Here is a 25,570-nt window from a genome sequence, read left to right on the forward strand (position 1 = left end):
CCCGAGACTGCGAGACCACGAAATTATGGCCAATCCGATCCTCGACCCCAACGCTCCCGCCTTCACGCGTCGCTACATGAATCTCGCCGACCCGCGTCTGGGCGCACAAGCGCTTTACGCCAGCGACGAATTCTTCGCGCCGAAGGAACGCATGCTCGAGCCGCAACCGGCGGTGTTCATCCCCGGCAAATACGACGACCACGGCAAATGGATGGACGGTTGGGAAACGCGCCGCAAACGCACCACCGGCCACGATTACTGCGTGATCCGGCTCGCGCGGCCGGGCGTCGTGCATGGCGTGGATCTGGATACGAGCCACTTCACCGGCAATTTCCCACCGGCCGCGTCGATCGACGCGTGTCACGTGGAAAGCGATACGCCGCCGGACGACGCCGACTGGCAGCCGCTCGTGCCCGCCACCACGTTGCAGGGCAACCAGCACCACTACGTCGAGGTGAGCGACGCCCGCGCGTTCACGCATCTGCGCGTGAATCTGTATCCGGACGGCGGGCTCGCCCGTTTGCGCGTGTACGGCCAGCCGAAACGCGACTGGCAGCGGGTCGGGCGCGGCACGTTGCTGGACCTGGCGGCGATCGAAAACGGCGCATACCTCGTGGCGGCCAACAACCAGCATTTCGGCGCAGCCTCGCAGATGCTGATGCCGGGGCGCGGCGTGAATATGGGCGACGGCTGGGAGACGCGGCGCCGTCGCGAGCCCGGCAACGACTGGGCGATCGTCGCGCTCGCCCGGCCCGGCGTGATCCGCCGGATCGAGGTCGACACCGCGCACTTCAAGGGCAATTTCCCGGACCGCTGTTCGCTACAAGCGGCCGCGGTAACGGGCGGCACCGACGACTCGCTCGTCACCCAGGCGATGTTCTGGCCGATGCTGCTCGACGAGCAGAAGCTGCGGATGGACCACGTGCACAGCTTCGAGGGCGGACTCGCCGCGCTCGGCCCGGTCACCCACGTGCGTTTCAATATCTTCCCCGACGGCGGCGTGTCGCGCTTGCGTCTGTGGGGCGAGATCGCGTGACGGAGCGGCATCGATGAAAACATTGCAGATGGAGCGCCTGACGCGCGCGGCTTTCGCGCCGTTCGGCGACGTGATCGAACTGGACGGCGCGCGTCATTTCGCGATCAACGGCGGCACGACCGAGCGTTATCACGACCTCGCCACGGTCGACGTGACAGCGCACGGCGGGCGTCCGTTGATCAACCTGTTTCGTGCGCAACCGCGCGCGTGGCCCGTCGAGATCGCGATGATGGAGCGTCATCCGCTCGGCAGTCAGGCTTTCATCCCGCTATCGGCGCGCCGCTATCTGGTGGTGGTCGCGCCGGCGGGAGAGTTCGATCCGTCACGCCTGCGCGGGTTCTGGAGCGACGGCTGGCAGGGCGTGAACTATGCGAAAGGCGTGTGGCACCATCCGCTGCTCGCGCTCGACGAGGTGAGCGATTTCATCGTGGTCGATCGGGGCGGCGAGCAGCCGAACTGCGACGAACTGCCGTTGACGCAACCGTGGCGGCTCGCGTTCGAGACCCATCCGGAACTCGTCGAATAGCGCGAAAAGTCACCCGACAAGCACCCGAAGACTTACCGTAAGGCAACGGCATTCGCGTGTAATAAACCGCGCGCGGACGCAAAAAAACCCGGCTCGATTTGCATCGGCCGGGTCTTTTTTTGCCTGCGGAGCGCGTACCCCCGACGCGGCCCTGCTGCGCTAACGTGACGTCAGTGCTTGCGATGCGGGCAATTTTCCTTCGTGCACGCGCCATACAGCGCCAGCGCGTGTTCCTGCAGCTTGAAGCCGCGCTCCTTCGCGATGGACTGCTGGCGGCTTTCGATTTCGGAGTCGAAAAACTCTTCGACGACTCCGCAATCGAGGCATACGAGGTGGTCGTGGTGCGACCCTTCGTTCAGTTCGAACACCGCCTTGCCCGACTCGAAGTTGCTGCGCGAGAGCAGGCCAGCCTGCTCGAACTGCGTGAGCACGCGATACACGGTGGCAAGGCCGATATCGAGTTCTTCATGCAGCAGGTTGCGGTAGACGTCTTCTGCAGTCAGGTGACGCACGGGGCTATGCTGGAAAATCTCAAGGATTTTGAGGCGCGGAAGGGTCGCCTTGAGCCCGATATTCTTGAGATCGGTTGGATTGGTCATGACAAGGGATCCCTAGAGTACAATGCTGGGCTCTCATAGTAATGTGTTTTTGCCGTTCTGGTCATCTTCGATGGAATGAAACTCGCGCGGCTCGTCAGCGGGCCCGCACGGTGAGTGAAATGATTTCAAAATCTCAATTGATCTACCGGGGGAGCCGCATGCGGGGTACCTTGATCGCTGTTGCGACTGTCGCGGTTCTTGCCGGATGTTCCACTTACGACAGCCTGACACAGCGCATTGCCCAAAGTATTACGCCGTACCGTATCACGGTGGTGCAAGGCAATTTCGTTTCGAAGGAAGCGGCCGCGCAATTGCAAGTCGGTCAGTCGCGCGCGCAGGTGCGCCAGTTGCTCGGCACGCCGCTGCTCTCCGACATGTTCCACGCAGACCGCTGGGACTACGTGTTCTACTTCAAGCGCGGCTCGACTAACGTCGTGCAGGAGCGCGACTTGGTGCTGATCTTCGCGGGCGATCGTCTCGCGAGCTGGTCGGGCGGTGAAGACCTGCCTTCCAACCTCGAATTGCTGGCCGAAATCGACGGCGACAAGCGCGGCAAGAAAGCCGCAACGCCAGTCGTGGCGAGTGCTGCCGGTGCCGCAAGCGGGGCGGTGGCGTCCACATCCGCGCCGGTTGCGACGGACACCACGCGCTCGCCGTCCGTCGATGGCGCAGCCGCAGCGGCTGCCCCGTCTACCGACGCGAACGCCGAAGCCGCGCAAGCCGCCAATCGTGCGACGAATGCGGTGCAGGCGCCTACGGGCAAGACCACTTCGTCGGCACGCGCCGCGGCGCCAACCGCGAACGGCGGCGGTATTCCGTCGCAAGGTCCGACGGCCGCCGGTCAGCCGCAGTTCCAGTTCCACCGGCCGCCGCCGCCGCAAACGCAGGGCAACCAGGACAATCCGGTGGGGCCGACGGGCCCGCAAGGCAACAGCGGCGGTCCGACGCTCAACGCGCCGCTTACCGCCCCGGTTCCGGCTTCGGGAACGGGCGGCTGATCGCGCTGTCCCTGTCTTAAGACGGGCGCTGCATGCGGGCAACGCGCCGCGTGCAGCGCCCGTCAGGCTTTCTGCAGTCGCTGTGCCGTAGTCGTGCAGTACCCGTTCTGTGCGGCGCGCCCGGGTCTCAATCCAGCGCCGTCGCTTTCGCCCGCGTTTGCCGGGTTTTGCCTCTCCGAACCCTCGTAGCCATGAAAATTGCCATTGCTGGCGCATCGGGCCGTATGGGCCGCATGCTCATCGAAACCGTCCTCAACGATTCCAACGCCACGCTGTCCGGTGCGCTCGACCGCGCGGGTTCACCGCAACTCGGTCAGGACGCCGGCGCATTTCTCGGCAAACAGACCGGCGTGCTGCTCACGGACGACATCGAGCGCGTGTTCGCCGAATCCGACTACCTGATCGACTTCACGCGCCCCGAGGGCACGCTCGCGCATCTCGAAGCCGCGCAGCGCCACAACGTGAAAATGGTGATCGGCACGACCGGTTTCGACAATGAACAGAAAGCGCAACTGCGCGCGGCGGCGGAGAAAATCGCCATCATGTTCTCGGCGAACATGAGCGTGGGCGTGAACGTCACGCTGAAGCTGCTGGAGTACGCCGCGAAGCATTTCGCGACCGGCTACGACATCGAAATCATCGAAGCGCATCATCGTCACAAAGTCGACGCGCCGTCCGGCACCGCGCTCACGATGGGCGAGGTGATCGCCGGCGCGCTGGGCCGCAATCTCGACGACTGCGCGGTCTACAGTCGCGAAGGCGTGACCGGCGAGCGCGATCCGTCCACGATCGGCTTTTCGGCGATCCGCGGCGGCGATATCGTCGGCGACCACACGGTTCTGTTCGCGGGCATCGGCGAGCGGATCGAAATCACGCACAAGTCGGCGAGCCGCTTGTCTTATGCGCAAGGCGCGCTTCGTGCTGTACGTTTCCTCGAAGGCCACAAGAACGGCTTCTTCGATATGCAGGATGTGCTCGGTTTGCGTTGAGCATGTCGCCGGGCCGTTCAAGGCCCGGCTTGCGCCCCTGTAATCACGTTCCACTAGCAAGAATTGCGAGGTCAGATGGCGGGCAGCGGCATCACCCATTACCTGCAAACGAGCGACGCGATCACGCATGGCGTCGCGTATGTGCTGCTGGCTATGTCGATTGCGAGCTGGTGCTTTCTGATCGTCAAAAGCTGGATTCTCACGCGCGCGAAACGTCAGGCGGCGCGCGCGATCGCGCAGTTCTGGCAGGCTCCCACGCTCTCCGAAGGCGTCGCGGCGTTGAAGCGCGTGGATCGCGAACGGGTTTTCACGCCGCTTGCCGAAGCCGCGCTATATGCCGCGGAAGTCGATATTCCGGGCGCGCTGCTCGCGCGCGTCGAGCGCGGCGAGCGAGTGCTGCGCGCGTTGCGCCAGGCGCTCAATGCGTCGCAGCGGCGGCTCGAATTCGGCCAGGTGCTGCTTGCCTCGGTGGGCAGCACGGCGCCGTTCGTCGGCCTGCTCGGCACCGTGTGGGGCATCTATCACGCGCTCGGCAGCATCGCGGCGAGCGGCCAGGCGCAGATCGAGAATGTCGCCGGGCCGGTCGGCGAGGCGCTGATCATGACGGCGTTCGGCCTCGTGGTCGCGATTCCGGCGGTGCTCGCCTATAACGTGCTCGGGCGGCTCGTGCGGCAGTTGTCGGAGGAACTCGACGGCTTCGCGCACGATCTGCACGCGTACGTTTGCGCGCCGGCGGACGACGCAGCACGCCACGCACCGCGCGCGATCGCAGACGAAACGCGCTGAGCGGCGGCGTTCACGCGAAAGGAGGCAGCAGCATGGCATTCGGCGGACTTGAAAAAAAGCAGACAGCCGCGCCGATGGCGGACATCAACATGACGCCGCTGATCGACGTGATGCTGGTGCTGCTGGTGATTTTCATCATTACCGCGCCTTTATTCACGCACGCGATCCGGTTGGACTTGCCCAAGGTCGCGGCCGCTCCGGCACGGCAAACGCCGCAAACCATCTCTCTTTCCATCGACGCAGCCGGCAAGCTCTACTGGAACGGCACGGTCATCACGCTGCAGCAGATGCGCGCGCAATTCGCTGAAGCGGGCAAACAGGCGGATCAGCCCGAAATCCAGCTGCGCGCCGAGCGTTCCACGCGCTACGAGGTGATCGCGCAGGTGATGGGCGCCGCGCAGCAGGCGGGCCTCGAGCGGATCGGTTTCGTGACGGATCCGCCGCCGCCGGGCGCCGCGCAGTAAGCCTCGCCACGCGGCGCACCGGTCCGCGAACGGTATAATCAGCCCTTTCCCCCGCAGAAGGGGAATCGAAGCCATTTCATCCAGCAGAGCACCAGGCCGGTGCGAAAGCACCGAACCCAGCGATCCCATCACACCATGCACGAAAAATACGTTCCCTCCGACGTCGAATCCGCCGCGCAAGGGCAATGGCGCGCCATCGACGCGTACAAGACGACGGAAACCTCCGACAAGCCCAAGTACTACTGCGTCTCGATGCTGCCGTACCCGTCGGGCAAGCTGCACATGGGTCACGTGCGCAACTACACGATCAACGACGTGATGTACCGCTATCTGCGGATGAACGGCTACAACGTGCTGATGCCGATGGGATGGGACGCGTTCGGCATGCCGGCGGAAAACGCGGCGATGGCGAACAACGTGCCGCCCGCGAAATGGACCTACGACAACATCGCTTACATGAAGAAGCAGATGCAGTCGATGGGCCTCGCGATCGACTGGTCGCGCGAAGTCGCCACCTGCAGCCCGGATTACTACAAGTGGAACCAGTGGCTGTTCCTGAAGATGCTGGAAAAGGGCATCGCGTACAAGAAAACCGGCACGGTGAACTGGGATCCGATCGATCAGACCGTACTCGCCAACGAGCAGGTGATCGACGGCCGCGGCTGGCGCTCGGGCGCGCTGGTCGAAAAGCGCGAAATCCCGATGTACTACATGCGCATCACGCAATACGCGGACGAACTGCTGAACGATCTCGACGGCCTCGGCTGGCCCGAGCGCGTGAAGATCATGCAGCAGAACTGGATCGGCAAGAGCTTCGGCGTAAACTTCGGCTTCCCGTATGAGATCGACGGTGAACAGAAGCTGTTGCGCGTGTTCACCACGCGTGCCGACACGATCATGGGCGTGACCTTCTGCGCGATCGCCGCCGAGCATCCGCTCGCCACGCGTCTCGCGCAGGACAAGCCGGAATTGCAGGCGTTCATCGAAGAATGCAAGCGCGGCGGCGTGGCGGAAGCCGATGTCGCGACGATGGAAAAGAAGGGCCGGGGCACCGGCTTCTACGTCACGCATCCGTTGACGCAGGAGCAGGTCGAAGTGTGGATCGGCAACTACGTGCTGATGAGCTACGGCGAAGGTGCGGTGATGGGCGTGCCGGCGCACGACGAGCGCGACTTCGCGTTCGTGAAGAAATACGGTCTGCCGATCAAACAGGTGGTGGCCGTGGAAGGCAAGCCGTTTTCCACCGAAGCCTGGGAAGAGTGGTACGGCGAGAAGACCGGCACGCTGATCAACAGCGGCAAGTACGACGGTCTCGCGTACGAGCAGGCGGTCGACCGGATTGCCGCGGACCTGAAGGAACTCGGCCTCGGCGACAAGCAGATCACGTGGCGTCTGCGTGACTGGGGCGTGTCGCGCCAGCGTTACTGGGGCACGCCGATTCCGATCATCCACTGCCCGACCTGCGGCGACGTGCCGGTGCCGGAAAAAGATCTGCCGGTGGTGCTGCCGGAAGACCTCGTGCCGGACGGCACGGGCAACCCGCTCGCGAAGTCCGAAGCGTTCGTGAACTGCGTCTGCCCGACTTGCGGCGGCGCGGCGAAGCGCGAAACCGACACGATGGATACCTTCGTCGATTCGTCGTGGTACTTCTACCGCTATGCGTCGCCGGATGCGAAGACCATGGTCGACGAGCGCACCGACTACTGGGCGCCGATGGATCAGTACATCGGCGGCATCGAGCACGCGATTCTTCACCTGCTGTACTCGCGCTTCTGGGCGAAGGTGATGCGCGACCTCGGTCTGATCAAGTTCGGCGAGCCGGCGAAGAATCTGCTCACGCAGGGCATGGTGCTCAACGAAACCTATTACCGCGAAAACGAAGTGGGCAAGAAGACGTGGTACAACCCGGCCGACGTCACCGTCTCGTTCGACGACAAGGGCCGCCCGGTTGGCGCCGTGTTGAACTCGGACGGCCAGCCGGTGGTGCTCGGCGGCGTCGAAAAGATGTCGAAGTCGAAGAACAACGGCGTCGATCCGCAATTGCTGATCGATCAGCATGGCGCTGACACCGCGCGTCTGTTCGTGATGTTCGCCGCGCCGCCCGAGCAGCAGCTCGAGTGGTCCGGCTCGGGGGTGGAAGGCGCGAGCCGCTTCCTGCGTCGTGTGTGGAACTTCGGTCAGGCGAACGAGGGCGCGCTGCGTACAGGCGGCAACGGCGGCACGTTCGACGCCGCGAAGCAGAACGATGCCGACAAAGCGCTGCGCCGCGAAATCTACAGCGTGCTGAAGCAGGCGGACTTCGACTATCAGCGTCTGCAATACAACACGGTGGTGTCGGCGGCCATGAAGATGCTCAACGCGCTCGACAGCGCGAAGAGCGCGCAACCGGCGGTGCTGCGCGAAACTTACAGCGTGATGCTGCGCGTGTTGTACCCGGTGGTGCCGCATCTGACGTTCCAGTTGTGGCAGGAGCTCGGTTACGCCGACGAATTCGGCTCGCTGCTCGACGCGGCGTGGCCGAAGGTCGACGAACAGGCACTGGAACAGGCTGAAATCGAACTCGTGCTGCAGGTGAACGGCAAGGTGCGCGGCGCGCTCACGGTGGCGAAAGACGCGTCGCGTGAAGCCATCGAAAAGCTCGCCGCCGCTCACGAGGCGGTCGAGAAGTTCAGCGAAGGCCGTGCCCCGAAGAAGATCGTCGTGGTGCCGGGCCGACTCGTGAACGTGGTCGTTTGACGGCGCATGCCGACATGGCGGCGGGGCGGTGCCCGTCCCCCGCTGCGCAATCCACTGCGAACCCAGGAGCCAATGTGACTCGCAGATTGTTTCTGACGCTGGCTTGCAGCGTGATGATGTTGTCCGCTTGCGGCTTCCAGCTGCGCGGCCAGCAGGACTATGCGTTCAAACGCCTGTTCATCGCCGGCGGCTCGGCGGCGGGCAGTGCGCGTCTCACGCGTCTCGTGCAAGGCGGCAGCGACACCGTGGTGGTGACTTCGCCGGCTAATGCCGATGCGACTTTGCAGATCACCGAAAGCCGCGGCTTGAGTACGCTGACGTTGAATTCGCTGGGGGTTGTCGAAGAGTACCAGGCGAATCTGTCGATGCAATACACGCTGATCGGCAAGGACGGCACGGTGCTGATTCCGCCGAGCATCATTGCGCTGAACCGCGCGATGACTTATAGCGACCAGTACTCGCAGGCGAAGGTGGCGGAATCCGACCTCCTGTTCGCGGACATGGAAAGCGACGCGATCGATCAACTGTCGCGGCGTCTTTCGCTGGTGAAGTCGATGCATCCGGCGCCTGGGCAGGAAGTGCCGGGAGTGGCGCCGCGTGCGCCGTTGCCGCCGCCGCCGCTGTGAGTGTCGTGGCCGATTCATACCGGGTTTGCCGCCTTTGTCTTTGTTCAACCTCGCCGATCGGTAGCCATGCAACTGCGACTTGACGCGCTCGAAGCGCATCTCGCCAAGGGACTCGCCGGACTGTACGTCGTGTTCGGCGATGAGCACCTGCTCGCCCAGGAAGCCGGCGATCGCATTCGCGCCACGGCGCGCGCGGCCGGCTTCACCGACCGATCGGTGTTCACCGTCGAGCGCGGCTTCGACTGGAGTTCGCTGCTCGGCGCGAGTCAGTCGATGTCGCTGTTCGGCGATCGTCAACTGGTCGAGTTGCGCATTCCATCGGGCAAGCCCGGCAAGGAAGGCGGGGATGCACTGAAGGCGCTCGCCGCCGCCGTCAACGACGACGTGCTGACAATGATCACGCTGCCGCGGCTCGACGCGGCCACGCAGAAGTCGGCGTGGTTTGCCGCGCTGTCCGAAGCGGGTGTCGCGCTGAAGATCGATCCGGTCGAGCGCGCGCAATTGCCGAACTGGGTCGGCCAGCGGCTCGCGGCGCAAGGTCAGCGCGTGGCGGCCGGAGAGGAAGGGCGGCGCGCGCTGGCGTTTATCGCCGAGCGCGTGGAAGGCAACCTGCTCGCCGCGCATCAGGAAATCCAGAAGCTCGGGCTGCTGTATCCGGCCGGATCGCTCAGCTTCGAACAGATTCACGACGCCGTGCTGAACGTCGCGCGTTACGACGTTTTCAAGCTGAACGAAGCGATGCTGGCGGGCGATGTCGGCCGCCTGTCGCGCATGCTCGACGGCTTGCGCGGCGAAGGCGAGGCCGCGGTGCTGGTGCTGTGGGCGGTCGTCGAAGAAGTGCGCACGCTGTTGCGAATCAAGCGCGGCGTGTCGGCGGGCAAGCCGCTCGCGGTGCTGGTGCGCGAGAACCGCGTGTGGGGTCCGCGCGAGCGGCTGATCGGCCCGGCGCTGTCGCGTGTGACCGAGGGCACGCTGGAGAAGGCGCTCGCGTTGGCCGCGCGGCTGGATCGGCAGGTGAAGGGGCTGTCCGGCGGCACGCCGGGCAACCATCGCAACGATCCGCCGCCCGATCCGTGGGACGGCCTGTTCGAACTCGCCATGACGGTGGCTGCGCCGAAAACCGCGGCCGCACCGCCGCCACGACCTCGTACGGCGCCGGCAGCGTCGGCACGAAGGCCAGTCTGATCAAAGGCGGCCGGCGGTAGGTTCACAGGTTGATCGAACCGTCGCGCCAACGTGTCGCAGCCGGCGCCGATTGCGCAGTCCGGTGCGTGATTGGCCGGCATCGACGGCCCGAGCGAGCCGGCGTCAGCGGTGCTCACGGCCGCCGCCGCGGCAAGCACAGCGCCTTCTCCCGACTTACAATCGCTTGATCTTTCGCTAATTCTGTCCGTCCGCTGCACGTGAACGTGCGCGGCACCACGAGAATCACCATGGATATCGACCAGTACATGACCGACCTCGGCCGCCGCGCGCGCCACGCTTCGCGTGCGATGGCGCGGGCGTCGACGGCGGCAAAGAATGCGGCGCTCGCGGCGGTGGCCGAAGCGATCGAGCGCGACGCGGCGTCGCTGAAAGAGGCCAATGCGCGCGACCTCGCGCGAGCCCGCGACAAAGGTCTCGACGCGGCGTTCATCGATCGCCTGACGCTGTCGGACAAGGCGTTGAAAACGATGGTCGAAGGCTTGCGGCAAGTCGCCGCGTTGGCCGATCCGATCGGCGAGATCAGCAACCTCAAATTTCGCCCAAGCGGCATCCAGGTCGGCCAGATGCGCGTGCCGCTGGGCGTGATCGGCATCATCTACGAATCGCGGCCGAACGTGACGATCGACGCAGCCGCGCTGTGCCTGAAGTCCGGCAACGCGACGATTCTGCGCGGCGGTTCGGAAGCGCTCGAATGCAACACCGCGTTGGCGAAGCTGATCGGCGAAGGGCTGGAGGCCGCCGGTTTGCCGCAGGACGCGGTGCAGGTGGTGGCCACGTCCGACCGCGCCGCGGTCGGCAAGCTGATCACGATGACCGAATACGTCGACGTGATCGTGCCGCGCGGCGGCAAGAGTCTGATCGAGCGCTTGATGAAAGAAGCGCGTGTGCCGATGATCAAGCACCTCGACGGCATCTGCCACGTGTACGTCGACGACCGCGCGGATCTCACCCGCGCGTTGACGGTGTGCGACAACGCGAAGACGCACCGCTACGGCACCTGCAACACGATGGAAACGCTGCTGGTCGCGCGCGGCATCGCGGCGGAAGTGTTGCCGCCGCTGGGCAAGCTGTACCGTAGCAAAGAGGTCGAATTGCGCGTGGACGCCGCCGCGCGCGCGGTGCTCGCCGAGGCGGGCGTGGGTCCGCTCGTCGACGCGACCGACGAAGACTGGCGCACCGAATACCTGGCGCCGGTGCTGGCGATCAAGGTGGTCGACAATCTCGACGCGGCGATCGAGCACATCAACGAATACGGCTCGCATCACACCGACGCGATCGTCACCGAAGACCACGACCGCGCAATGCGCTTTCTGCGCGAAGTGGATTCGGCAAGCGTGATGGTCAACGCGTCGACGCGTTTCGCCGATGGTTTCGAATTCGGTCTGGGCGCGGAAATCGGCATCTCGAACGACAAGTTGCACGCGCGCGGGCCGGTGGGGCTGGAAGGGCTCACGTCGCTCAAGTACGTCGTGCTTGGGCATGGCGAAGGGCGCCAGTAATTCCTTTGAGTAACACCACGAACGCGCCACGAAGAGTGCGGACCTTCACGATAACGAGCCGCACAAGGACAACTGATGCTTTGGGTAAAAACGTTTCACATCGTTCTGGTTGCCTCATGGTTCGCCGGCCTGTTCTATCTGCCGCGCATCTTCGTCAATCTGGCGATGGAAACGGAACCCGCGGCGACCGCGCGTCTTCTGACAATGGCCCGCAAGCTGTTTCGCTTCATGACGTTCATCGCGGTGCCGGCGCTCGCGTGTGGGCTGTGGCTATGGCTCGCGGTCGGCATCGGCCGCGGCCAGGGCTGGATTCACGCGAAGGTCGGTGTGGTCGTGCTGCTGATCGTTTATCACGCCTATTGCGGCGTGCTGCTGCGGACCTTCGAGCGCGGTGAGAATCGTCGCACGGACAAGTGGTATCGGATGTTCAACGAATTGCCGGTGCTGGGGATGCTTGCGGCAGTGGCGCTGGTGGTGATCAAGCCGTTCTGAAGCAAAAACGCGGACCCGTTGTCGCGGTCCGCGTGTCACATCTGTTCAACGCAATAGTTCGTGCGCTACGCGCCCGTCGCCGGGTCCTGAATCCGCCGCCGCGACAAGACGTCCTTCGCCTGCGCCAGTTTCTCGACCAGCTCCGGTCCGCGGCTCAGCGCCACTCCCACCGCCAGGATATCGCCGATCGCCAGATGCGATACGCGCGAGGTCATCGGCGAAAAGATGTCTGTGTCTTCATCGACGTTGGCAAACAGGCCGACGCTCGCCAGCCGCGCCAGCGGCGAATTGCCGTGCGTGATCGCGATCACCTTCGCGCCCGCCGCCAGTGCCGACTTCGCCGCGTCGACGATATCGCGCGTGCGGCCCGTGTTCGAAATCGCCACCACCACGTCGCCTTCGCCCAATAGCGACGCCGACATCAGAAACGTGTGCGGGTCCGCATACGCGACGCTCGGCATGCCCAGCCGAAAGAACTTGTGCTGCACATCCAGTGCGGCGATACCCGAGCCGCCCGCGCCGTAAAACTCGATACGCCGCGCCTTCGCCAGCAAATCGATGGCCGCCGCCACGCTATCCGACGACAGATTGTTGCGCACCTGGATCAGTGCGCCGATGGTCCGGTCGAGCACCTTCGCGGCGACGCCGGGCGCTGGTTCGTCGGGACGCACGTCGCGGTAGACAACCGGCACTTCGGCCGCAATGCCCTGTGCAAGCCGGATCTTGAACTCGCGAAAGCCCGAAAAGCCGAGCGCATGACAGAACCGCGCGATGGTCGGCTGGCTCACGCCGGCGCGCGCGGCCACTTCCGTCATCGACAGATCCAGCACCTCGCGTGGCGCTTCGATCACGTAATCGGCCAGCTTGCGCTCGGACGGGCGCAACTGGTCGCGCATCTCTTCCACCTGGGACAGCATCATCGGAGAACTCGCACTATGCTGAAGAATGCGTGGACTATATCCGATTGCCGAGGAAGGTACAAAAACTACATATCGTGATGTAGGTGTAATCCCTAGGTTCGGCCCTAAATGCCGCATAAGGCCAGCCTGTAAGGCGGTAAGGCCCGTTGACAGATGCCGCATCGCAGCAAGACTCGTCATTGCGATCGTGTAGTTTTTCTACTAAGATTGCGGCGTCGACTGATTCGACATTCCCCCGCGATACCTACCTGGCATAAAGCGCGCGCATTGAACGAGCACGTGTCGCCAGCGACGAAGGAGCTCCGATGGTTTCCCCGCATTCGCAATTGTTGAAGGTCACGCAACGCGTGATCGAGCGCAGCAAGCCCACGCGCGAGGCCTATCTGGCCCGCATCGAACAGGCGCAGGGCAAATTCCCGGCGCGCGGCGCGCTGTCGTGCGCGAACCTGGCGCACGGTTTTGCCGGCCTCGAAGGCAACGACAAGCTGGTGATCAAGCAGATTCGCCAGCCGAACATCGGCATCGTCTCCTCGTACAACGAAATGTTGTCGGCCCACGCGCCGTACAAAAACTACCCGGACATCATCAAGGACGCTGCGCGTGAAAACGGCGGCGTCGCGCAATTCGCGGGCGGCGTGCCGGCCATGTGCGATGGCGTCACGCAGGGCAACGCGGGGATGGAGTTGTCGCTGTTCTCACGCGAAGTGATCGCGATGAGCACGGCGGTCGCGCTCACGCACAACATGTTCGACGCGGCGCTGTGCCTCGGCATCTGCGACAAGATCGTGCCGGGCCTGTTGATCGGCGCGTTGCAATTCGGCCATCTGCCGACGATTTTCGTGCCGGCGGGTCCGATGGGCAGCGGCCTGTCGAACGACGACAAAGCGAAGACGCGCCAACTGTTCGCCACCGGTCAATGCGGCCGCGACGCGCTGCTCGAAGCGGAAGCCGCCGCGTATCACAGCCACGGCACCTGTACTTTCTACGGCACCGCCAACAGCAACCAGATGCTGATGGAAGTGATGGGCCTGCATCTGCCGAGCGCGGCCTTCGTGCATCCGCACACGCCGCTGCGCGACGCGCTGACCGCGCAGGCCGCGCGGCGCGTGCTCGATCTGACGGTGGAGCGCGGCAATTACACGCCGATCGGCCATGTGGTCGACGAGAAGGCGATCGTCAACGGCATCGTCGCGTTGCTGGCGACGGGCGGCTCGACCAATCACACGCTGCATCTGGTCGCGATCGCGCGGGCGGCCGGCATCGTGATCGACTGGGACGACTTCGATACGTTGTCGCAAGCGGTGCCGCTGCTCGCGAAGATCTACCCGAACGGCAAGGCCGACGTGAACCACTTCCACGCGGCGGGCGGCGTCGCGTTTCTCGTGCGCAATCTGCTGGAAGGCGGCTTGCTGCACGAAGACGTCAACACGGTCGCGGGCAAGGGCCTGCATCACTACACCGAAGAGCCAAAGCTGCTCGACGGCAAGCTGCAATGGGTGCCGGGCGCGGCGCAAAGCGAAGACACGACGGTGCTGCGCGGCATCAAGGAACCGTTCCAGCCGGACGGCGGTTTGCGTCTGATGCAGGGCAAGCTCGGTCGCGGCGTGATCAAGATTTCGGCGGTCGCGACGCAGCATCGCAAGGTGAGGGCGCCGGCCATCGTGTTCGATTCGCAGGAAGCCGTGCAGGCCGCGTTCGACAACGGCGAGCTGAAGCGCGATTTCATCGCCGTGGTGCGCTTTCAGGGCGCGCGCGCAAACGGCATGCCCGAGCTGCATCGTTTGACGCCGCTGCTCGGTGTGTTGCAGGATCAGGGTTTCCACGTCGCACTGGTCACCGACGGCCGCATGTCGGGCGCGTCGGGCAAGGTGCCGGCGGTGATTCATCTGTCGCCGGAAGCGTTGCTGCAAGGGCCGATCGGCAAGGTGCGCAGCGGCGACACGCTGGTGATCGACGCCGATGCCGGCGTGCTCGACATCGAAATCGACGCGGCTGAATGGGCGGCGCGCGAAGGCGCTTTGCCGCAGCACCAGGCGGAAAACGAAGTCGGCTTCGGCCGCGAGCTGTTCGGCGTGTTCCGGGCGGCAGCGGCGCCGGCGGAGTTGGGCGCGTCGGTGTTCGGTCCGCTGGTCGGCGAGCACGCGACGCGGCACGGCGAACCGGCGAGCGCGAAGACCCACGCCGAAGAACACGCGAAAGCACACGGCTGAAAGCACGAAGGGCACGAAAGGCTCGACGGCCAAGCCGCAAAACACGTGAACGAACGAACACCCAAGCACCACTCAAGCCAGCTAAACGCTGCAGAAACAAGGAGTCTGACTATGACGTCGAAAACAGTAAGCGATATCGTGCGCCTCGGCCCGGTGATTCCGGTGCTCGCGTTCGACTCGGTCGAGCAGGGCGAAAACGTATCGCGGGCACTGCACGCGGGTGGCGTGAAGGTGCTGGAAATCACGCTGCGCACCGCAGCGGGCCTCGAAGCGATCGAACGCGCGAGCCAGTTGGCCGAAGACATCGTGGTGGGCGTCGGCACGATCACGAAGCCCGAGCACTGCGCTCAGGCGAAGAAAGCGGGCGCGCAGTTCGGCGTATCGCCGGGCCTCACGAAAGACATGCACAAGGCCGCACAGGACGCCGGCTTGCCGCTGCTGCCGGGCGTGATGACGCCCACCGACATCATCACCGCGCTCGAACTCGGCTACGAGATCGTGAAGTTTTTCCCGGCCCAACAAGCCGGCGGCGTGCCGATGCTGCAAGCTTTTCACGGTCCGTTTCCGACGCTGAAGTTCTGCCCGACCGGCGGCATCACCGCGGAAACGGCCACGCATTTCCTGTCGCTGCCGAACGTGGTGTGCGTCGGCGGTTCGTGGCTCACGCCGAAAGCCGCGCTGGCCGCGCAGAACTGGGACGAGGTGACCCGTCTCGCGCGTGCCGCCAGCCAGTTGGCCGCGCCTTCGCACTGAGTCGAAACAGCCGGCGTTCAGGTCTTTTTTCGCAGGACTTGATGAAGGAGCCTCGTCGTTGCAGCCGTTCAGGTTGTCGCGACGAGGCTTTTTTATGCGCGACGCACCGGACTCGCGCACGTTCCAAGGCTACAGACAGTAAAATTCAGCGTCCGCGCGGCCTGACCGGTTTCACGCACTGCAGCAGGCCGCCGTGAGACAGACGCCAGCCGCGTTTCACATACACATACGAAAACGCTGGGTCGCCGCAAGGTTTCTGGCGGTCCCCGACGGGGCCGCCACGAAGCGCCAGCTTGGCGGCGCCCACAATCAATAACGCAAAAGGAGGAGCTTCATGGAAGCTGTCCACGGCAGCACGCTGCTGGTCTTCGCAGTGATCGCCATCGCCTTGCTGATTTTGCTGATCACGCGCTACAAGGTTTATCCGTTCCTCGTCCTGATCATCGTGTCGCTGCTGCTCGGGCTCGCGTCCGGCATGCCGATCGGCACCATCGTCAAATCGTTCGAAACGGGTAACGGCAACACGCTCGGCCACATCGCGATCGTGGTGGGCCTCGGCACGATGCTCGGCAAGATGATGGCCGAATCGGGCGGCGCCGAGCGTATCGCCACCACATTGATCGACAGGTTCGGCGAGAAGAACATTCATTGGGCGATGATGGTCGTCGCGATCATCGTCGGCTTGCCGGTGTTTTTCGAAGTCGGTTTCGTGCTGCTGATTCCGATTGCGTTCAACGTCGCGAAGCGCACCGGCAAGTCGCTGCTGCTGATCGGCCTGCCGATGGTCGCGGGTTTGTCCGTCGTGCACGGTCTGATTCCGCCGCACCCGGCCGCGATGCTCGCGGTGCAGGCGTATCACGCCGACATCGGCAAGACGATCGCGTACGGTCTGATCGTCGGCATTCCGACGGCGATCGTCGCCGGTCCGCTGTTCGCGCTGCTGATCAGCCGCGCGATCAAGCTGCCGAAAGACAACGCGCTCGCCGCCCAATTCCTCGGTTCCGCCGACAGCGCGAAAGACGCCGACGGCAACGCTGCGCCGAAACGCGAACTGCCGAGCTTCGGCATCACGCTGTTCACGATTCTGTTGCCGGTGATCCTGATGCTGATCGGCAGCTGGGCAGACCTCGTGTTCGCGCCGAAAACGCTCGCCAACGATCTGCTGCGTTTCGTCGGCAACTCCGACGTCGCGCTGCTGATCGCGGTGCTGGTCAGCTTCTGGACCTTCGGTGCGAGCCGCGGCTTCAATCGCGAGCAGATCCAGAAATTCTGCGGCGAATGTCTGGCGCCGATCGCGGGCATCACGCTGATCGTCGGCGCGGGCGGCGGCTTCGGCCGCGTGCTGATGGACAGCGGCATTTCGAAGGAAATCGTCAATGTGGCCACGGCGATGCATCTGTCGCCGCTGCTGTTCGGTTGGCTCGTGGCCGCGCTGATCCGTCTCGCGACGGGTTCGGCGACGGTGGCGATGACCACCGCGTGCGGCATCGTCGCGCCGATCGCATCGGCGAGCGGCGTGCAGGTCACGCCGGAATTGCTGGTGCTCGCCACCGGCTCGGGCTCGCTGATCTTCTCGCACGTGAACGACGGCGGCTTCTGGCTGATCAAGGAATACTTCGGTATGACGGTGGGGCAGACCTTCAAGACATGGTCGCTCCTCGAAACCATCATTTCGCTGATGGGCTTGGGTTTGACCTTCGCGCTAGCGACGGTCGTGTAAGGAGTTTTTGATGATTCTGATCGCAATGGGCGTGTCGGGCGCCGGCAAAACGAGGATTGGCGAAATGCTGGCTGAACGCCTGCAGTGCGCCTTCACCGACGGCGACGCATTTCACAGCGCCGCGAACAAGGAGAAGATGCACAAAGGCATTCCGCTCACCGACGAAGACCGCTGGCCGTGGCTGAAAACGATCCGCGCGGCGATCGAGGAAAAGCAGAAGGCGGGCGAGACGGCGGTGTTCACGTGTTCGTCGCTGAAGCGCTCGTATCGCGACATCCTGCGTAACGGCGACGAGGACGTGATCTTCGTGTACCTCAAAGGCTCGCGCGAAGTGCTGGAAGAGCGGCTGACTACGCGTACCGGTCACTTCTTCGATCCGTCGCTGCTGCAAAGCCAGCTCGACACGCTCGAAGAGCCGGGCGAGGATGAGGCGATCACGGTGAGTATCGAGCTGTCGCCGGAAGCGATCGTCGAAGAGGTGCTGGTGCAGGTGGAAAAGCGCTGAGGTTTCCGGCTCGCGCCTGGTTGGCTTCGGCGATAAAAAAGGCGCTCCGTTCACACGGAGCGCCTTTTTTCATGCGGTCAGCTTAGGCGGGACTTCAAGCAATCCGCTTGGCCAGTTCAACCGCCTTGCCGATGTACGAAGCCGGCGTCATTGCGAGCAAACGGTCTTTCGCGTCTTGCGGAATCGCGAGGCCGCTCACGAACGTTTGCAGCGCTTCGCGCGTGATGCCCTTGCCGCGCGTCAGCTCTTTCAACTGCTCGTACGGGTTCTCGATGCCGTAACGGCGCATCACCGTTTGCACCGGCTCGGCCAGCACTTCCCAGCAGTTGTCGAGATCTTCGTTCAGACGCGCTGCGTTCACTTCGAGCTTGTCCAGGCCGCGGATCAGCGAGTCGTACGCAAGCAGCGAATAACCGAACGCGACGCCGATATTGCGCAGCACGGTCGAGTCGGTCAGATCGCGCTGCCAGCGCGAGATCGGCAGCTTGTCGGCGAGGTGGCGCAGCGTGGCGTTCGCGAGACCCAGGTTGCCTTCCGAGTTTTCGAAGTCGATCGGGTTGACCTTGTGCGGCATCGTCGACGAACCGATTTCACCGGCCTTCGTGCGCTGCTTGAAGTAACCGACCGAGATGTAGCCCCACACGTCGCGGTCCAGATCCAGCAGGATCGTGTTCGCGCGCGACACCGCGTCGAACAGCTCGGCCATGTAATCGTGCGGTTCGATCTGGATCGTGTACGGATTGAACGTGAGCTTTAGGCGCTGTTCCACCACGTCGCGCGAAAACCCTTCCCAGTCGAATTCCGGATACGCGGACAGATGCGCATTGAAGTTGCCGACCGCGCCGTTCATCTTGCCGAGCAGCTCGACCTTCGCGATGCGCTGGATCGCGCGTTCCAGACGCGCGGCGACGTTCGCGATTTCCTTGCCGAGCGTGGTCGGGCTCGCCGGCTGACCGTGCGTGCGCGACAGCATCGGCTGTTCGGCATGCGCATGGGCCAGCGCGACGAGACGCTGATGCACCGAGCGCAGCGCCGGCAGGATCACGTGTTCGCGGGCGCCCGCGAGCATCAGACCGTGCGACGTGTTGTTGATGTCTTCCGACGTGCACGCGAAGTGAATGAATTCGCTCGCGCGCTCCAGTTCTTCCTGACCCTTGACCGACTCCTTCAACCAGTACTCGACCGCTTTCACGTCGTGATTCGTCACGCGTTCGATTTCCTTGATGCGCGCGGCGTCGTGCGCGGTGAAGCGCTCGGCCAGTTGCAGCAGGAATTGTTCGGACGCTTCGGAAAAGCGCGGCACTTCGGCGAAACCGGCGCGCGACAGTGCGATCAGCCAGTGGATTTCGACGGTCACGCGGTTGCGCATGAAAGCGGCTTCCGAGAGCCACTCGCGCAGCGCTTCGGTTTTCGACGCGTAACGGCCGTCGAGCGGGGAGAGCGCGTTCAGCGCGAACAGGGTATCGGGGCGGGTGTCGGACATGATTGGGCGCTTATTGGGCCGGACGGGCCGAATTGGGTCGATGGACGCTCGGCGAGCGCGCAAGGACCGGTTCTGGAACGGAGGGAATCGCGAATTTTACCATCCAACCCGGCGCGTTACGCCGCGCCGTTAGAATGCTGACTTCTTCCTTCTCGCCGGCAGCAGGCTTCGCATGGAACTGAAATGGCTCGAAGACTTCGTTTCGCTCGCGGAGACGCGTAGTTTCAGCCGCTCGGCCGAACTGCGGCACGTCACACAGCCGGCGTTTTCGCGGCGCATCCAGGCACTCGAAGCGTGGCTCGGCACGGAACTGATCGACCGTTCGGTTTATCCGACGCGTCTGACCGCGGCCGGCCAGGTGTTCAACGAGCAGGCGCTCGCGATGCTGTCGCAATTCCACGAGGCGCGCACGCTGCTGCGCGGCCATACGGCGACGCCGCAGGCGACCATCGAATTCGCGGTGCCGCACACGCTGTCGCTCACTTACTTTCCACGCTGGCTGCAACGGATCGAAGCGCAGATGGGCCCGATCCACACGCGGCTGCGCGCGCTGAACGTGCACGACGCAGCGCTCGCGCTGGTGGAAGGCGGCTGCGATCTGATGATGGGCTATCACCATCCGAGCCATCCGGTCGCGCTCGATCCGGGCCGCTACGACATGCTCACGCTCGGCAACGAGCCGATCAGTCCGTTCTCCGCGCCGGGCCGCGCGGGTCGTCCGCGTCACACGCTGCCGGGCACCGCCGACGCGCCGACGCCGTATCTGTCGTACACGCCGAACGCGTATCTGGGCCGCATGACCGAAGTGATTCTGGCCAACGCGCCGGAGCGGCTTTACCTCGATCGTCTGTACGAAACCGACATGGCCGAAGGGCTCAAAGCGATGGCGCTGGCCGGCCACGGCGTCGCGTTCCTGCCGCATAGCGCGGTGGAAGACGCGGTCGCGGACGGCAAGCTGATCCGCCTCGATCGCGCGACGCGCGGTACACCCGAAGGCCAGCTCACGCTGAGCATGGAGATCCGCCTGTACCGCGACAAGCTCGCGGCAAAGAGCGACGATGCGCGGCAGATACTCGTGCGCCAGCTGTGGGACGTGGTCACCGACGAGCTCAAACAAAGCCCGGACACCGCGTGAATTTCCTGCTCGCGCACGACGCAAAATTGCGCGTTTTCCAGGGTTATGCAAAAAAAACATAATCGGATAAGGAAACGGCATTGGATTTCAAAACGGCGTTTTTCGACAATGCTGTTACCCGATCAACGCCGGAGCGTTCATGTCATCCCAGCAACAAGCCGCACAAGCTGCACAAGCCGCATCAACGTTGCAGTCCGTTCCCTCCTACCTGAATAAAGACGACCTCGGCCCGTGGGGCAACTACCTGCGTCAGGTCGATCGCGTCGCGCCGTATCTCGGCTCGCTGTCCCGCTGGCTCGAAACGCTGAAGCGCCCGAAGCGCATTCTGGTCGTCGACGTGCCTATCGAACTCGATAACGGTACCGTCGCGCACTTCGAAGGCTATCGCGTGCAGCACAACGTGTCGCGCGGTCCCGGCAAGGGCGGCGTGCGGTATCACCAGGACGTGACGCTGTCGGAAGTGATGGCGTTGTCGGCGTGGATGTCGGTGAAGAACGCGGCCGTGAACGTGCCGTACGGCGGCGCGAAGGGCGGTATCCGCGTCGACCCGCGCACGCTTTCGCGGGGCGAGCTGGAGCGCGTGACCCGCCGCTATACCAGCGAAATCGGCATCATCATCGGACCGAACACCGACATTCCCGCGCCGGACGTGAACACGAACGAGCAGATCATGGCGTGGATGATGGACACGTACTCGATGAACCAGGGCCAAACGGCCACGGGCGTCGTGACGGGCAAGCCGATCGCGCTGGGCGGCTCGCTGGGCCGTCGTGAAGCGACGGGCCGCGGCGTGTTCGTGGTGGCGTCGGAAGCGGCACGCCGCATCGGCGTCGAGATCGAAGGCGCGCGCATTGCCGTGCAAGGCTTCGGCAACGTGGGCGGGATCGCCGCGCGTCTGTTCCAGGAAGCCGGCGCGAAGCTGGTCGCGGTGCAGGATCACACCGGCTCGCTGTACAAGTCGACGGGTATCGACGCGGTCGCGCTGCTCGACCACGTGGCGAAGACGGGCGGTGTGGGCGGTTTCCCGGAAGCCGACGCGGTCACGAACGAAGAGTTCTGGAACGTCGAATCGGACATCCTGATTCCGGCCGCGCTGGAAAACCAGATCACCGAAAAGAACGCCGGCAAGATCAAGACGAAGATCGTCGTGGAAGGCGCGAACGGCCCGACCACGACCGCGGCCGACGACATCCTGAACGATCGCGGCATCCTCGTGATTCCGGACGTCGTGGCCAATGCGGGCGGCGTGACGGTGTCGTACTTCGAATGGGTGCAGGACTTCTCGAGCTTCTTCTGGACCGAAGACGAAATCAATCAGCGCCTCGAACGCGTGATGCGCGAAGCGTTCGCCGCGGTGTGGCAGGTGTCGAGCGAGCAGAAGGTGTCCGTGCGGACCGCGGCGTTTATCGTCGCGTGCAAGCGGATTCTGGAAGCGCGCGAATTGCGCGGCCTGTACCCCTGATTTTCTCCAGATTGTTTGCGCGAAACGGCGGCCCGCTCACTCGCGGGCCTTGCCGACTTTAGCTTCGACGCGGTTCACGAGACCGCGTGCTGGGCCCGGCGGGCGGCATCGGATCGATGCCGCCCGCCTTCGCCTATCCGGCAACAGATCGACGGATCTGACCGGCGCGCAACAAACATGGTTTATAGCCATACTTTCAGAATAATTACTTTGCTAAACTGGCGCCGGTTCTTGCCAAGGAGATCACACATGAAGGTTAAAAAAGCTGCGCTGCTGCTCGCGACTCTCGGACTGTTTACGGTTGGCGCGCACGCGCAAGACGCTGGTACGCTGAAAAAGATCAAGGACACGGGCGTCATTTCGCTGGGGCATCGTGAATCGTCTATCCCGTTTTCGTATTACGACGACAAGCAGAACGTTATCGGCTATTCGCAGGAATTCGCGCTGAAAGTCGTCGAGGCGGTGAAGCAGAAGCTGAACATGCCGAACCTGAAGGTCAAGCTGACGCCGGTTACGTCGCAAAACCGTATTCCGCTGGTGCAGAACGGCACGGTCGACATGGAATGCGGCTCCACCACCAATAACGCCGAGCGCCAGCAACAGGCTGCGTTCTCGAACACGATCTTCGTGATCGGCACGCGTCTGATGACCAAGAAAGACTCGGGCATCAAGGATTGGGCCGACCTGAAGGGCAAGACGGTGGTGACCACCGCCGGCACGACCTCCGAGCGCCTGCTTCGCAAGATGAATCAGGACAAGAGCATGGGCATGAACATCATCAGCGCGAAGGATCACGGCGAGTCGTTCCTGACGCTCTCCACCGGCCGTGCTGCCGCGTTCATGATGGACGACGCGCTGCTCGCCGGCGAACGCGCGAAGTCGAACAACCCGGGCGATTTCGTGATCGTCGGCACGCCGCAATCGCACGAAGCTTACGGCTGCATGATTCGCAAGAACGATCCGGAATTCAAGAAGGTCGTCGACGACGCAATCGCGAAGGTCGAAACCTCGGGCGAAGCCGATCAGATCTACAAGAAGTGGTTCGAATCGCCGATTCCGCCGAAGGGCCTGAACCTGAACTTCCCGGAAAGCGACGACATGAAGGCGCTCTTCAAGAGCCCGAATGACAAGGCAATCGATTAAACCTTAGCTGTTTTTTTGAAATGCTGAACGAAACGGAAGGGGCCATGCGCTTCTTCCGTTTCTTTTTGCTGGAGTCTTGCTCATGTCATATCACTGGAACTGGGGCATTCTGCTGAGTCCGGTCTCGACCGGCGAGCCGACCACTTACCTGGGCTGGCTGCTGTCCGGCTTCTGGGTGACGATTACCGTGTCGCTGTCGGCCTGGGTGATCGCGCTGATCGTCGGTTCGTTTTTCGGCGTGCTGCGTACCGTGCCGAACAAATGGGCGTCGGGTATCGGCACGCTTTACGTCGCGATTTTCCGCAATATTCCGCTGATCGTGCAGTTCTTCATCTGGTATCTGGTGATACCGGAGTTGCTGCCCGTATCGATCGGCAACTGGTTCAAGCAACTGCCGCCGGGCGCGCAGTTTTTCTCGTCGTCGATCATCTGTCTCGGGCTGTTCACTGCCGCGCGCGTGTGCGAACAGGTGCGCTCGGGCATCAACGCATTGCCGCGCGGCCAGCGCGCCGCCGGTCTCGCGATGGGTTTCACGCAATGGCAGACGTACCGCTACGTGCTGTTGCCGGTCTCTTACCGGATCATCGTGCCGCCGCTCACGTCCGAGTTTCTGAACATCTTCAAGAACTCGGCGGTCGCGTCGACGATCGGTTTGCTGGATCTGTCCGCGCAGGCGCGTCAACTGGTCGACTACACGTCGCAAACGTATGAGTCGTTCATCGCGGTCACGCTCGCGTACATGCTGATCAATCTGGTCGTGATGCAACTGATGCGCTGGGTCGAAGCGAAGACCCGGTTGCCCGGCTATATCGGAGGTAAGTGATGCATCATTTCGACTGGAGCGGTATTCCGGGCGCACTGCCTACGCTGTGGACCGGCGCGCTCGTCACGATCAAGATCACGCTGATCGCGATCGTGTTCGGCATCATCTGGGGCACGATTCTCGCGATGCTGCGGTTGTCGTCGTTCAAGCCGTTCGAGTGGTTCGCGAAAGGCTACGTGACGATTTTCCGTTCGATCCCACTGGTGATGGTGCTGCTGTGGTTCTTCCTGATCGTGCCGCAGGTGCTGCAGAACGTGCTGGGTTTGTCGCCGGATATCGACATTCGCCTCGCGTCGGCCATGGTCGCTTTCTCGCTGTTCGAGGCCGCGTATTACTCCGAGATCATCCGCGCCGGTATCCAGGCGGTGCCGCGCGGACAGGTCAATGCGGCGTTCGCGCTCGGCATGAACTACTGGCAGGCGATGCGCCTGATCGTATTGCCGCAGGCGTTCCGCGCGATGGTGCCGCTGCTGCTCACGCAAGGCATCGTGCTGTTCCAGGATACGTCGCTCGTCTATGTGATCAGCCTCGCCGATTTCTTCCGCACCGCCACGAATATTGGCGATCGTGACGGCACGAACGTCGAAATGGTACTGTTCGCGGGCGCGTGTTATTTCGTGATCTGTGTGATCGCGTCGAGCCTCGTCAAAGGTCTTCAGAAAAAGGTCGCAAGATGATCTCTATCAAGAATGTTTCGAAGTGGTACGGCCAGTTTCAGGTGCTGACCGACTGCACGACGGAAGTCAAAAAGGGTGAAGTGGTGGTGGTGTGCGGGCCGTCGGGTTCGGGCAAGTCCACGCTGATCAAAACCGTGAACGGTCTCGAGCCGTTCCAGAAAGGCGAGATCGTGATCAACGGGCAGTCGCTCACCGACAAGAAAACCAATCTGTCGAAGCTGCGCGCGAAGGTCGGCATGGTGTTCCAGCACTTCGAGCTGTTTCCGCATCTGTCGATCGTGCAGAACCTGACGCTCGCACAGGTCAAGGTGCTTGGCCGTTCGAACGACGAAGCCACGGCCAAGGGATTGAAGCTGCTCGACCGCGTGGGTCTGCGCGCGCATGCGGACAAGTTTCCGGGGCAGTTGTCGGGCGGTCAGCAACAGCGTGTGGCGATTGCGCGCGCGTTGTCGATGGATCCGATCGCGATGCTGTTCGACGAGCCGACTTCCGCGCTCGACCCGGAAATGATCAACGAAGTGCTCGACGTGATGGTCGAACTCGCGCAGGAAGGCATGACGATGATGTGCGTCACGCACGAAATGGGCTTTGCGAAGAAGGTCGCGCATCGCGTGATCTTCATGGACAAAGGCTTGATCGTCGAAGACGACCGCAAGGAAGACTTCTTTGCGAATCCGAAGTCGGATCGCGCGAAGGACTTTCTCGCGAAGATCCTGCACTGAGGCTCCGATATTCAAGCGTGAATTCCGGCGCTCAAACAGAAAACCGCTTCGGAAGAAGCG

Annotated in this window: 24 protein-coding genes; 21 read left to right on the plus strand and 3 right to left on the minus strand. The window is 63.4% G+C overall.

Annotated features, from left to right (window positions below; translation table 11 throughout):
- Nucleotides 1–25: 25 nt before the first annotated feature.
- Both alc and PQQ51_RS00490 read left to right on the plus strand, forming a co-directional pair.
- Entirely contained in the window at nucleotides 26–1,036 is a 1,011-nt protein-coding gene (alc, locus tag PQQ51_RS00485) for an allantoicase (protein ID WP_408493907.1), read from the plus strand.
- Nucleotides 1,037–1,049: 13 nt separating this feature from the next.
- Nucleotides 1,050–1,562: an ureidoglycolate lyase gene (locus PQQ51_RS00490; protein ID WP_408493908.1), complete on the plus strand. Its 513-nt coding sequence runs from the start codon at nucleotides 1,050–1,052 to the stop codon at nucleotides 1,560–1,562.
- 170 nt (nucleotides 1,563–1,732) lie between these two features.
- Here PQQ51_RS00490 and fur read toward each other — a convergent pair whose 3' ends face one another.
- A complete protein-coding gene (fur, locus tag PQQ51_RS00495) occupies nucleotides 1,733–2,161 on the minus strand; it encodes a ferric iron uptake transcriptional regulator (RefSeq protein WP_115781030.1) in 429 nt (142 codons plus the stop codon).
- A 158-nt stretch (nucleotides 2,162–2,319) separates the two neighbouring features.
- Between fur and PQQ51_RS00500 the strand changes: the two genes are divergently transcribed.
- The 9 genes from PQQ51_RS00500 to PQQ51_RS00540 all read left to right on the plus strand — a co-directional run bounded on the left by PQQ51_RS00500 (nucleotide 2,320) and on the right by PQQ51_RS00540 (nucleotide 11,957).
- A complete protein-coding gene (locus PQQ51_RS00500; protein ID WP_408493909.1) occupies nucleotides 2,320–3,159 on the plus strand; it encodes an outer membrane protein assembly factor BamE in 840 nt (279 codons plus the stop codon).
- Nucleotides 3,160–3,350: 191 nt separating this feature from the next.
- Nucleotides 3,351–4,148: a 4-hydroxy-tetrahydrodipicolinate reductase gene (gene dapB / locus PQQ51_RS00505; RefSeq protein WP_408493910.1), complete on the plus strand. Its 798-nt coding sequence runs from the start codon at nucleotides 3,351–3,353 to the stop codon at nucleotides 4,146–4,148.
- Between the two features lie 75 nt (nucleotides 4,149–4,223).
- On the plus strand, nucleotides 4,224–4,934 hold the full coding sequence (locus PQQ51_RS00510) for a MotA/TolQ/ExbB proton channel family protein (RefSeq protein ID WP_408493911.1): 711 nt from the start codon (nucleotides 4,224–4,226) through the stop codon (nucleotides 4,932–4,934).
- A gap of 32 nt (nucleotides 4,935–4,966) precedes the next feature.
- On the plus strand, nucleotides 4,967–5,398 hold the full coding sequence (locus PQQ51_RS00515) for an ExbD/TolR family protein (protein WP_408493912.1): 432 nt from the start codon (nucleotides 4,967–4,969) through the stop codon (nucleotides 5,396–5,398).
- A 135-nt stretch (nucleotides 5,399–5,533) separates the two neighbouring features.
- Complete coding sequence (gene leuS, locus PQQ51_RS00520; RefSeq protein ID WP_408493913.1) at nucleotides 5,534–8,134, plus strand: leucine--tRNA ligase; 2,601 nt, start codon at nucleotides 5,534–5,536, stop codon at nucleotides 8,132–8,134.
- Nucleotides 8,135–8,208: 74 nt separating this feature from the next.
- Nucleotides 8,209–8,760, plus strand: a complete 552-nt coding sequence (locus PQQ51_RS00525; protein ID WP_408493915.1) for an LPS-assembly lipoprotein LptE — start codon at nucleotides 8,209–8,211, stop codon at nucleotides 8,758–8,760.
- A gap of 66 nt (nucleotides 8,761–8,826) precedes the next feature.
- The gene (holA, locus tag PQQ51_RS00530) at nucleotides 8,827–9,945 is read left to right on the plus strand and encodes a DNA polymerase III subunit delta (protein WP_408493916.1); all 1,119 of its coding nucleotides are present in this window, start codon (nucleotides 8,827–8,829) and stop codon (nucleotides 9,943–9,945) included.
- 248 nt (nucleotides 9,946–10,193) lie between these two features.
- On the plus strand, nucleotides 10,194–11,465 hold the full coding sequence (locus PQQ51_RS00535) for a glutamate-5-semialdehyde dehydrogenase (RefSeq protein WP_408493917.1): 1,272 nt from the start codon (nucleotides 10,194–10,196) through the stop codon (nucleotides 11,463–11,465).
- Nucleotides 11,466–11,540: 75 nt separating this feature from the next.
- A complete protein-coding gene (locus tag PQQ51_RS00540) occupies nucleotides 11,541–11,957 on the plus strand; it encodes a CopD family protein (RefSeq protein ID WP_408493918.1) in 417 nt (138 codons plus the stop codon).
- Nucleotides 11,958–12,022: 65 nt separating this feature from the next.
- On the opposite strand, the gene PQQ51_RS00545 is transcribed toward PQQ51_RS00540, so the two are convergent.
- Nucleotides 12,023–12,877 carry a MurR/RpiR family transcriptional regulator gene (locus PQQ51_RS00545; RefSeq protein ID WP_408493919.1) on the minus strand — a complete coding sequence of 285 codons (855 nt, stop codon included), beginning with the start codon at nucleotides 12,875–12,877 and terminating at the stop codon, nucleotides 12,023–12,025.
- Nucleotides 12,878–13,182: 305 nt separating this feature from the next.
- Here PQQ51_RS00545 and edd point away from each other — a divergent pair, with 305 nt between their 5' ends.
- The 4 genes from edd (at nucleotide 13,183) to PQQ51_RS00565 (ending at nucleotide 18,065) form a co-directional block, all read left to right on the plus strand.
- Nucleotides 13,183–15,087, plus strand: coding sequence for a phosphogluconate dehydratase (gene edd / locus PQQ51_RS00550; protein ID WP_408493920.1), 1,905 nt, complete (start codon nucleotides 13,183–13,185; stop codon nucleotides 15,085–15,087).
- A 111-nt stretch (nucleotides 15,088–15,198) separates the two neighbouring features.
- Nucleotides 15,199–15,840 (plus strand): bifunctional 4-hydroxy-2-oxoglutarate aldolase/2-dehydro-3-deoxy-phosphogluconate aldolase, encoded by a 642-nt coding sequence (locus tag PQQ51_RS00555; RefSeq protein WP_408493921.1) that lies wholly within the window; start codon nucleotides 15,199–15,201, stop codon nucleotides 15,838–15,840.
- Nucleotides 15,841–16,174: 334 nt separating this feature from the next.
- Nucleotides 16,175–17,560: a GntP family permease gene (locus tag PQQ51_RS00560; RefSeq protein ID WP_408493923.1), complete on the plus strand. Its 1,386-nt coding sequence runs from the start codon at nucleotides 16,175–16,177 to the stop codon at nucleotides 17,558–17,560.
- 10 nt (nucleotides 17,561–17,570) lie between these two features.
- Entirely contained in the window at nucleotides 17,571–18,065 is a 495-nt protein-coding gene (locus PQQ51_RS00565; RefSeq protein WP_408493924.1) for a gluconokinase, read from the plus strand.
- Nucleotides 18,066–18,159: 94 nt separating this feature from the next.
- On the opposite strand, the gene purB is transcribed toward PQQ51_RS00565, so the two are convergent.
- Nucleotides 18,160–19,548 carry an adenylosuccinate lyase gene (gene purB, locus PQQ51_RS00570; RefSeq protein WP_408493926.1) on the minus strand — a complete coding sequence of 463 codons (1,389 nt, stop codon included), beginning with the start codon at nucleotides 19,546–19,548 and terminating at the stop codon, nucleotides 18,160–18,162.
- 172 nt (nucleotides 19,549–19,720) lie between these two features.
- On the opposite strand from purB, the gene PQQ51_RS00575 reads away from it, so the two are divergent.
- The 6 genes from PQQ51_RS00575 to PQQ51_RS00600 all read left to right on the plus strand — a co-directional run bounded on the left by PQQ51_RS00575 (nucleotide 19,721) and on the right by PQQ51_RS00600 (nucleotide 25,510).
- Nucleotides 19,721–20,683, plus strand: coding sequence for a LysR family transcriptional regulator (locus PQQ51_RS00575; RefSeq protein WP_408493928.1), 963 nt, complete (start codon nucleotides 19,721–19,723; stop codon nucleotides 20,681–20,683).
- A gap of 139 nt (nucleotides 20,684–20,822) precedes the next feature.
- Entirely contained in the window at nucleotides 20,823–22,145 is a 1,323-nt protein-coding gene (locus PQQ51_RS00580; RefSeq protein WP_408493929.1) for a Glu/Leu/Phe/Val family dehydrogenase, read from the plus strand.
- A 249-nt stretch (nucleotides 22,146–22,394) separates the two neighbouring features.
- A complete protein-coding gene (locus PQQ51_RS00585; protein WP_028196397.1) occupies nucleotides 22,395–23,288 on the plus strand; it encodes a glutamate/aspartate ABC transporter substrate-binding protein in 894 nt (297 codons plus the stop codon).
- 82 nt (nucleotides 23,289–23,370) lie between these two features.
- Nucleotides 23,371–24,111 (plus strand): amino acid ABC transporter permease, encoded by a 741-nt coding sequence (locus PQQ51_RS00590; RefSeq protein WP_408493930.1) that lies wholly within the window; start codon nucleotides 23,371–23,373, stop codon nucleotides 24,109–24,111.
- Nucleotides 24,111–24,788, plus strand: coding sequence for a glutamate/aspartate ABC transporter permease GltK (gene gltK, locus PQQ51_RS00595; RefSeq protein WP_408493932.1), 678 nt, complete (start codon nucleotides 24,111–24,113; stop codon nucleotides 24,786–24,788). The genes PQQ51_RS00590 and gltK overlap by 1 nt, the downstream gene beginning before the upstream one ends.
- Nucleotides 24,785–25,510: an amino acid ABC transporter ATP-binding protein gene (locus PQQ51_RS00600; protein ID WP_012434314.1), complete on the plus strand. Its 726-nt coding sequence runs from the start codon at nucleotides 24,785–24,787 to the stop codon at nucleotides 25,508–25,510. The genes gltK and PQQ51_RS00600 overlap by 4 nt, the downstream gene beginning before the upstream one ends.
- The last annotated feature ends 60 nt before the right edge of the window (nucleotides 25,511–25,570 follow it).

It is taken from the genome of Paraburkholderia xenovorans (assembly GCF_046030735.1).
GTDB lineage: Bacteria > Pseudomonadota > Gammaproteobacteria > Burkholderiales > Burkholderiaceae > Paraburkholderia > Paraburkholderia xenovorans_A.

Bases quoted from the DNA above. Each gene is read 5' to 3' on its own strand.
- PQQ51_RS00555 (WP_408493921.1), top strand. From the start codon at position 15,199: ATGACGTCGAAAACAGTAAGCGATATCGTGCGCCTCGGCCCGGTGATT.
- dapB (WP_408493910.1), top strand. From the start codon at position 3,351: ATGAAAATTGCCATTGCTGGCGCATCGGGCCGTATGGGCCGCATGCTC.
- edd (WP_408493920.1), top strand. From the start codon at position 13,183: ATGGTTTCCCCGCATTCGCAATTGTTGAAGGTCACGCAACGCGTGATC.
- PQQ51_RS00515 (WP_408493912.1), top strand. From the start codon at position 4,967: ATGGCATTCGGCGGACTTGAAAAAAAGCAGACAGCCGCGCCGATGGCG.
- PQQ51_RS00590 (WP_408493930.1), top strand. From the start codon at position 23,371: ATGTCATATCACTGGAACTGGGGCATTCTGCTGAGTCCGGTCTCGACC.
- PQQ51_RS00565 (WP_408493924.1), top strand. From the start codon at position 17,571: ATGATTCTGATCGCAATGGGCGTGTCGGGCGCCGGCAAAACGAGGATT.
- PQQ51_RS00585 (WP_028196397.1), top strand. From the start codon at position 22,395: ATGAAGGTTAAAAAAGCTGCGCTGCTGCTCGCGACTCTCGGACTGTTT.
- PQQ51_RS00490 (WP_408493908.1), top strand. From the start codon at position 1,050: ATGAAAACATTGCAGATGGAGCGCCTGACGCGCGCGGCTTTCGCGCCG.
- gltK (WP_408493932.1), top strand. From the start codon at position 24,111: ATGCATCATTTCGACTGGAGCGGTATTCCGGGCGCACTGCCTACGCTG.
- PQQ51_RS00580 (WP_408493929.1), top strand. From the start codon at position 20,823: ATGTCATCCCAGCAACAAGCCGCACAAGCTGCACAAGCCGCATCAACG.
- PQQ51_RS00575 (WP_408493928.1), top strand. From the start codon at position 19,721: ATGGAACTGAAATGGCTCGAAGACTTCGTTTCGCTCGCGGAGACGCGT.
- PQQ51_RS00500 (WP_408493909.1), top strand. From the start codon at position 2,320: ATGCGGGGTACCTTGATCGCTGTTGCGACTGTCGCGGTTCTTGCCGGA.
- purB (WP_408493926.1), bottom strand. From the start codon at position 19,548: ATGTCCGACACCCGCCCCGATACCCTGTTCGCGCTGAACGCGCTCTCC.
- PQQ51_RS00510 (WP_408493911.1), top strand. From the start codon at position 4,224: ATGGCGGGCAGCGGCATCACCCATTACCTGCAAACGAGCGACGCGATC.
- leuS (WP_408493913.1), top strand. From the start codon at position 5,534: ATGCACGAAAAATACGTTCCCTCCGACGTCGAATCCGCCGCGCAAGGG.
- holA (WP_408493916.1), top strand. From the start codon at position 8,827: ATGCAACTGCGACTTGACGCGCTCGAAGCGCATCTCGCCAAGGGACTC.
- PQQ51_RS00545 (WP_408493919.1), bottom strand. From the start codon at position 12,877: ATGATGCTGTCCCAGGTGGAAGAGATGCGCGACCAGTTGCGCCCGTCC.
- PQQ51_RS00540 (WP_408493918.1), top strand. From the start codon at position 11,541: ATGCTTTGGGTAAAAACGTTTCACATCGTTCTGGTTGCCTCATGGTTC.
- alc (WP_408493907.1), top strand. From the start codon at position 26: ATGGCCAATCCGATCCTCGACCCCAACGCTCCCGCCTTCACGCGTCGC.
- PQQ51_RS00560 (WP_408493923.1), top strand. From the start codon at position 16,175: ATGGAAGCTGTCCACGGCAGCACGCTGCTGGTCTTCGCAGTGATCGCC.
- PQQ51_RS00535 (WP_408493917.1), top strand. From the start codon at position 10,194: ATGGATATCGACCAGTACATGACCGACCTCGGCCGCCGCGCGCGCCAC.
- PQQ51_RS00600 (WP_012434314.1), top strand. From the start codon at position 24,785: ATGATCTCTATCAAGAATGTTTCGAAGTGGTACGGCCAGTTTCAGGTG.
- fur (WP_115781030.1), bottom strand. From the start codon at position 2,161: ATGACCAATCCAACCGATCTCAAGAATATCGGGCTCAAGGCGACCCTT.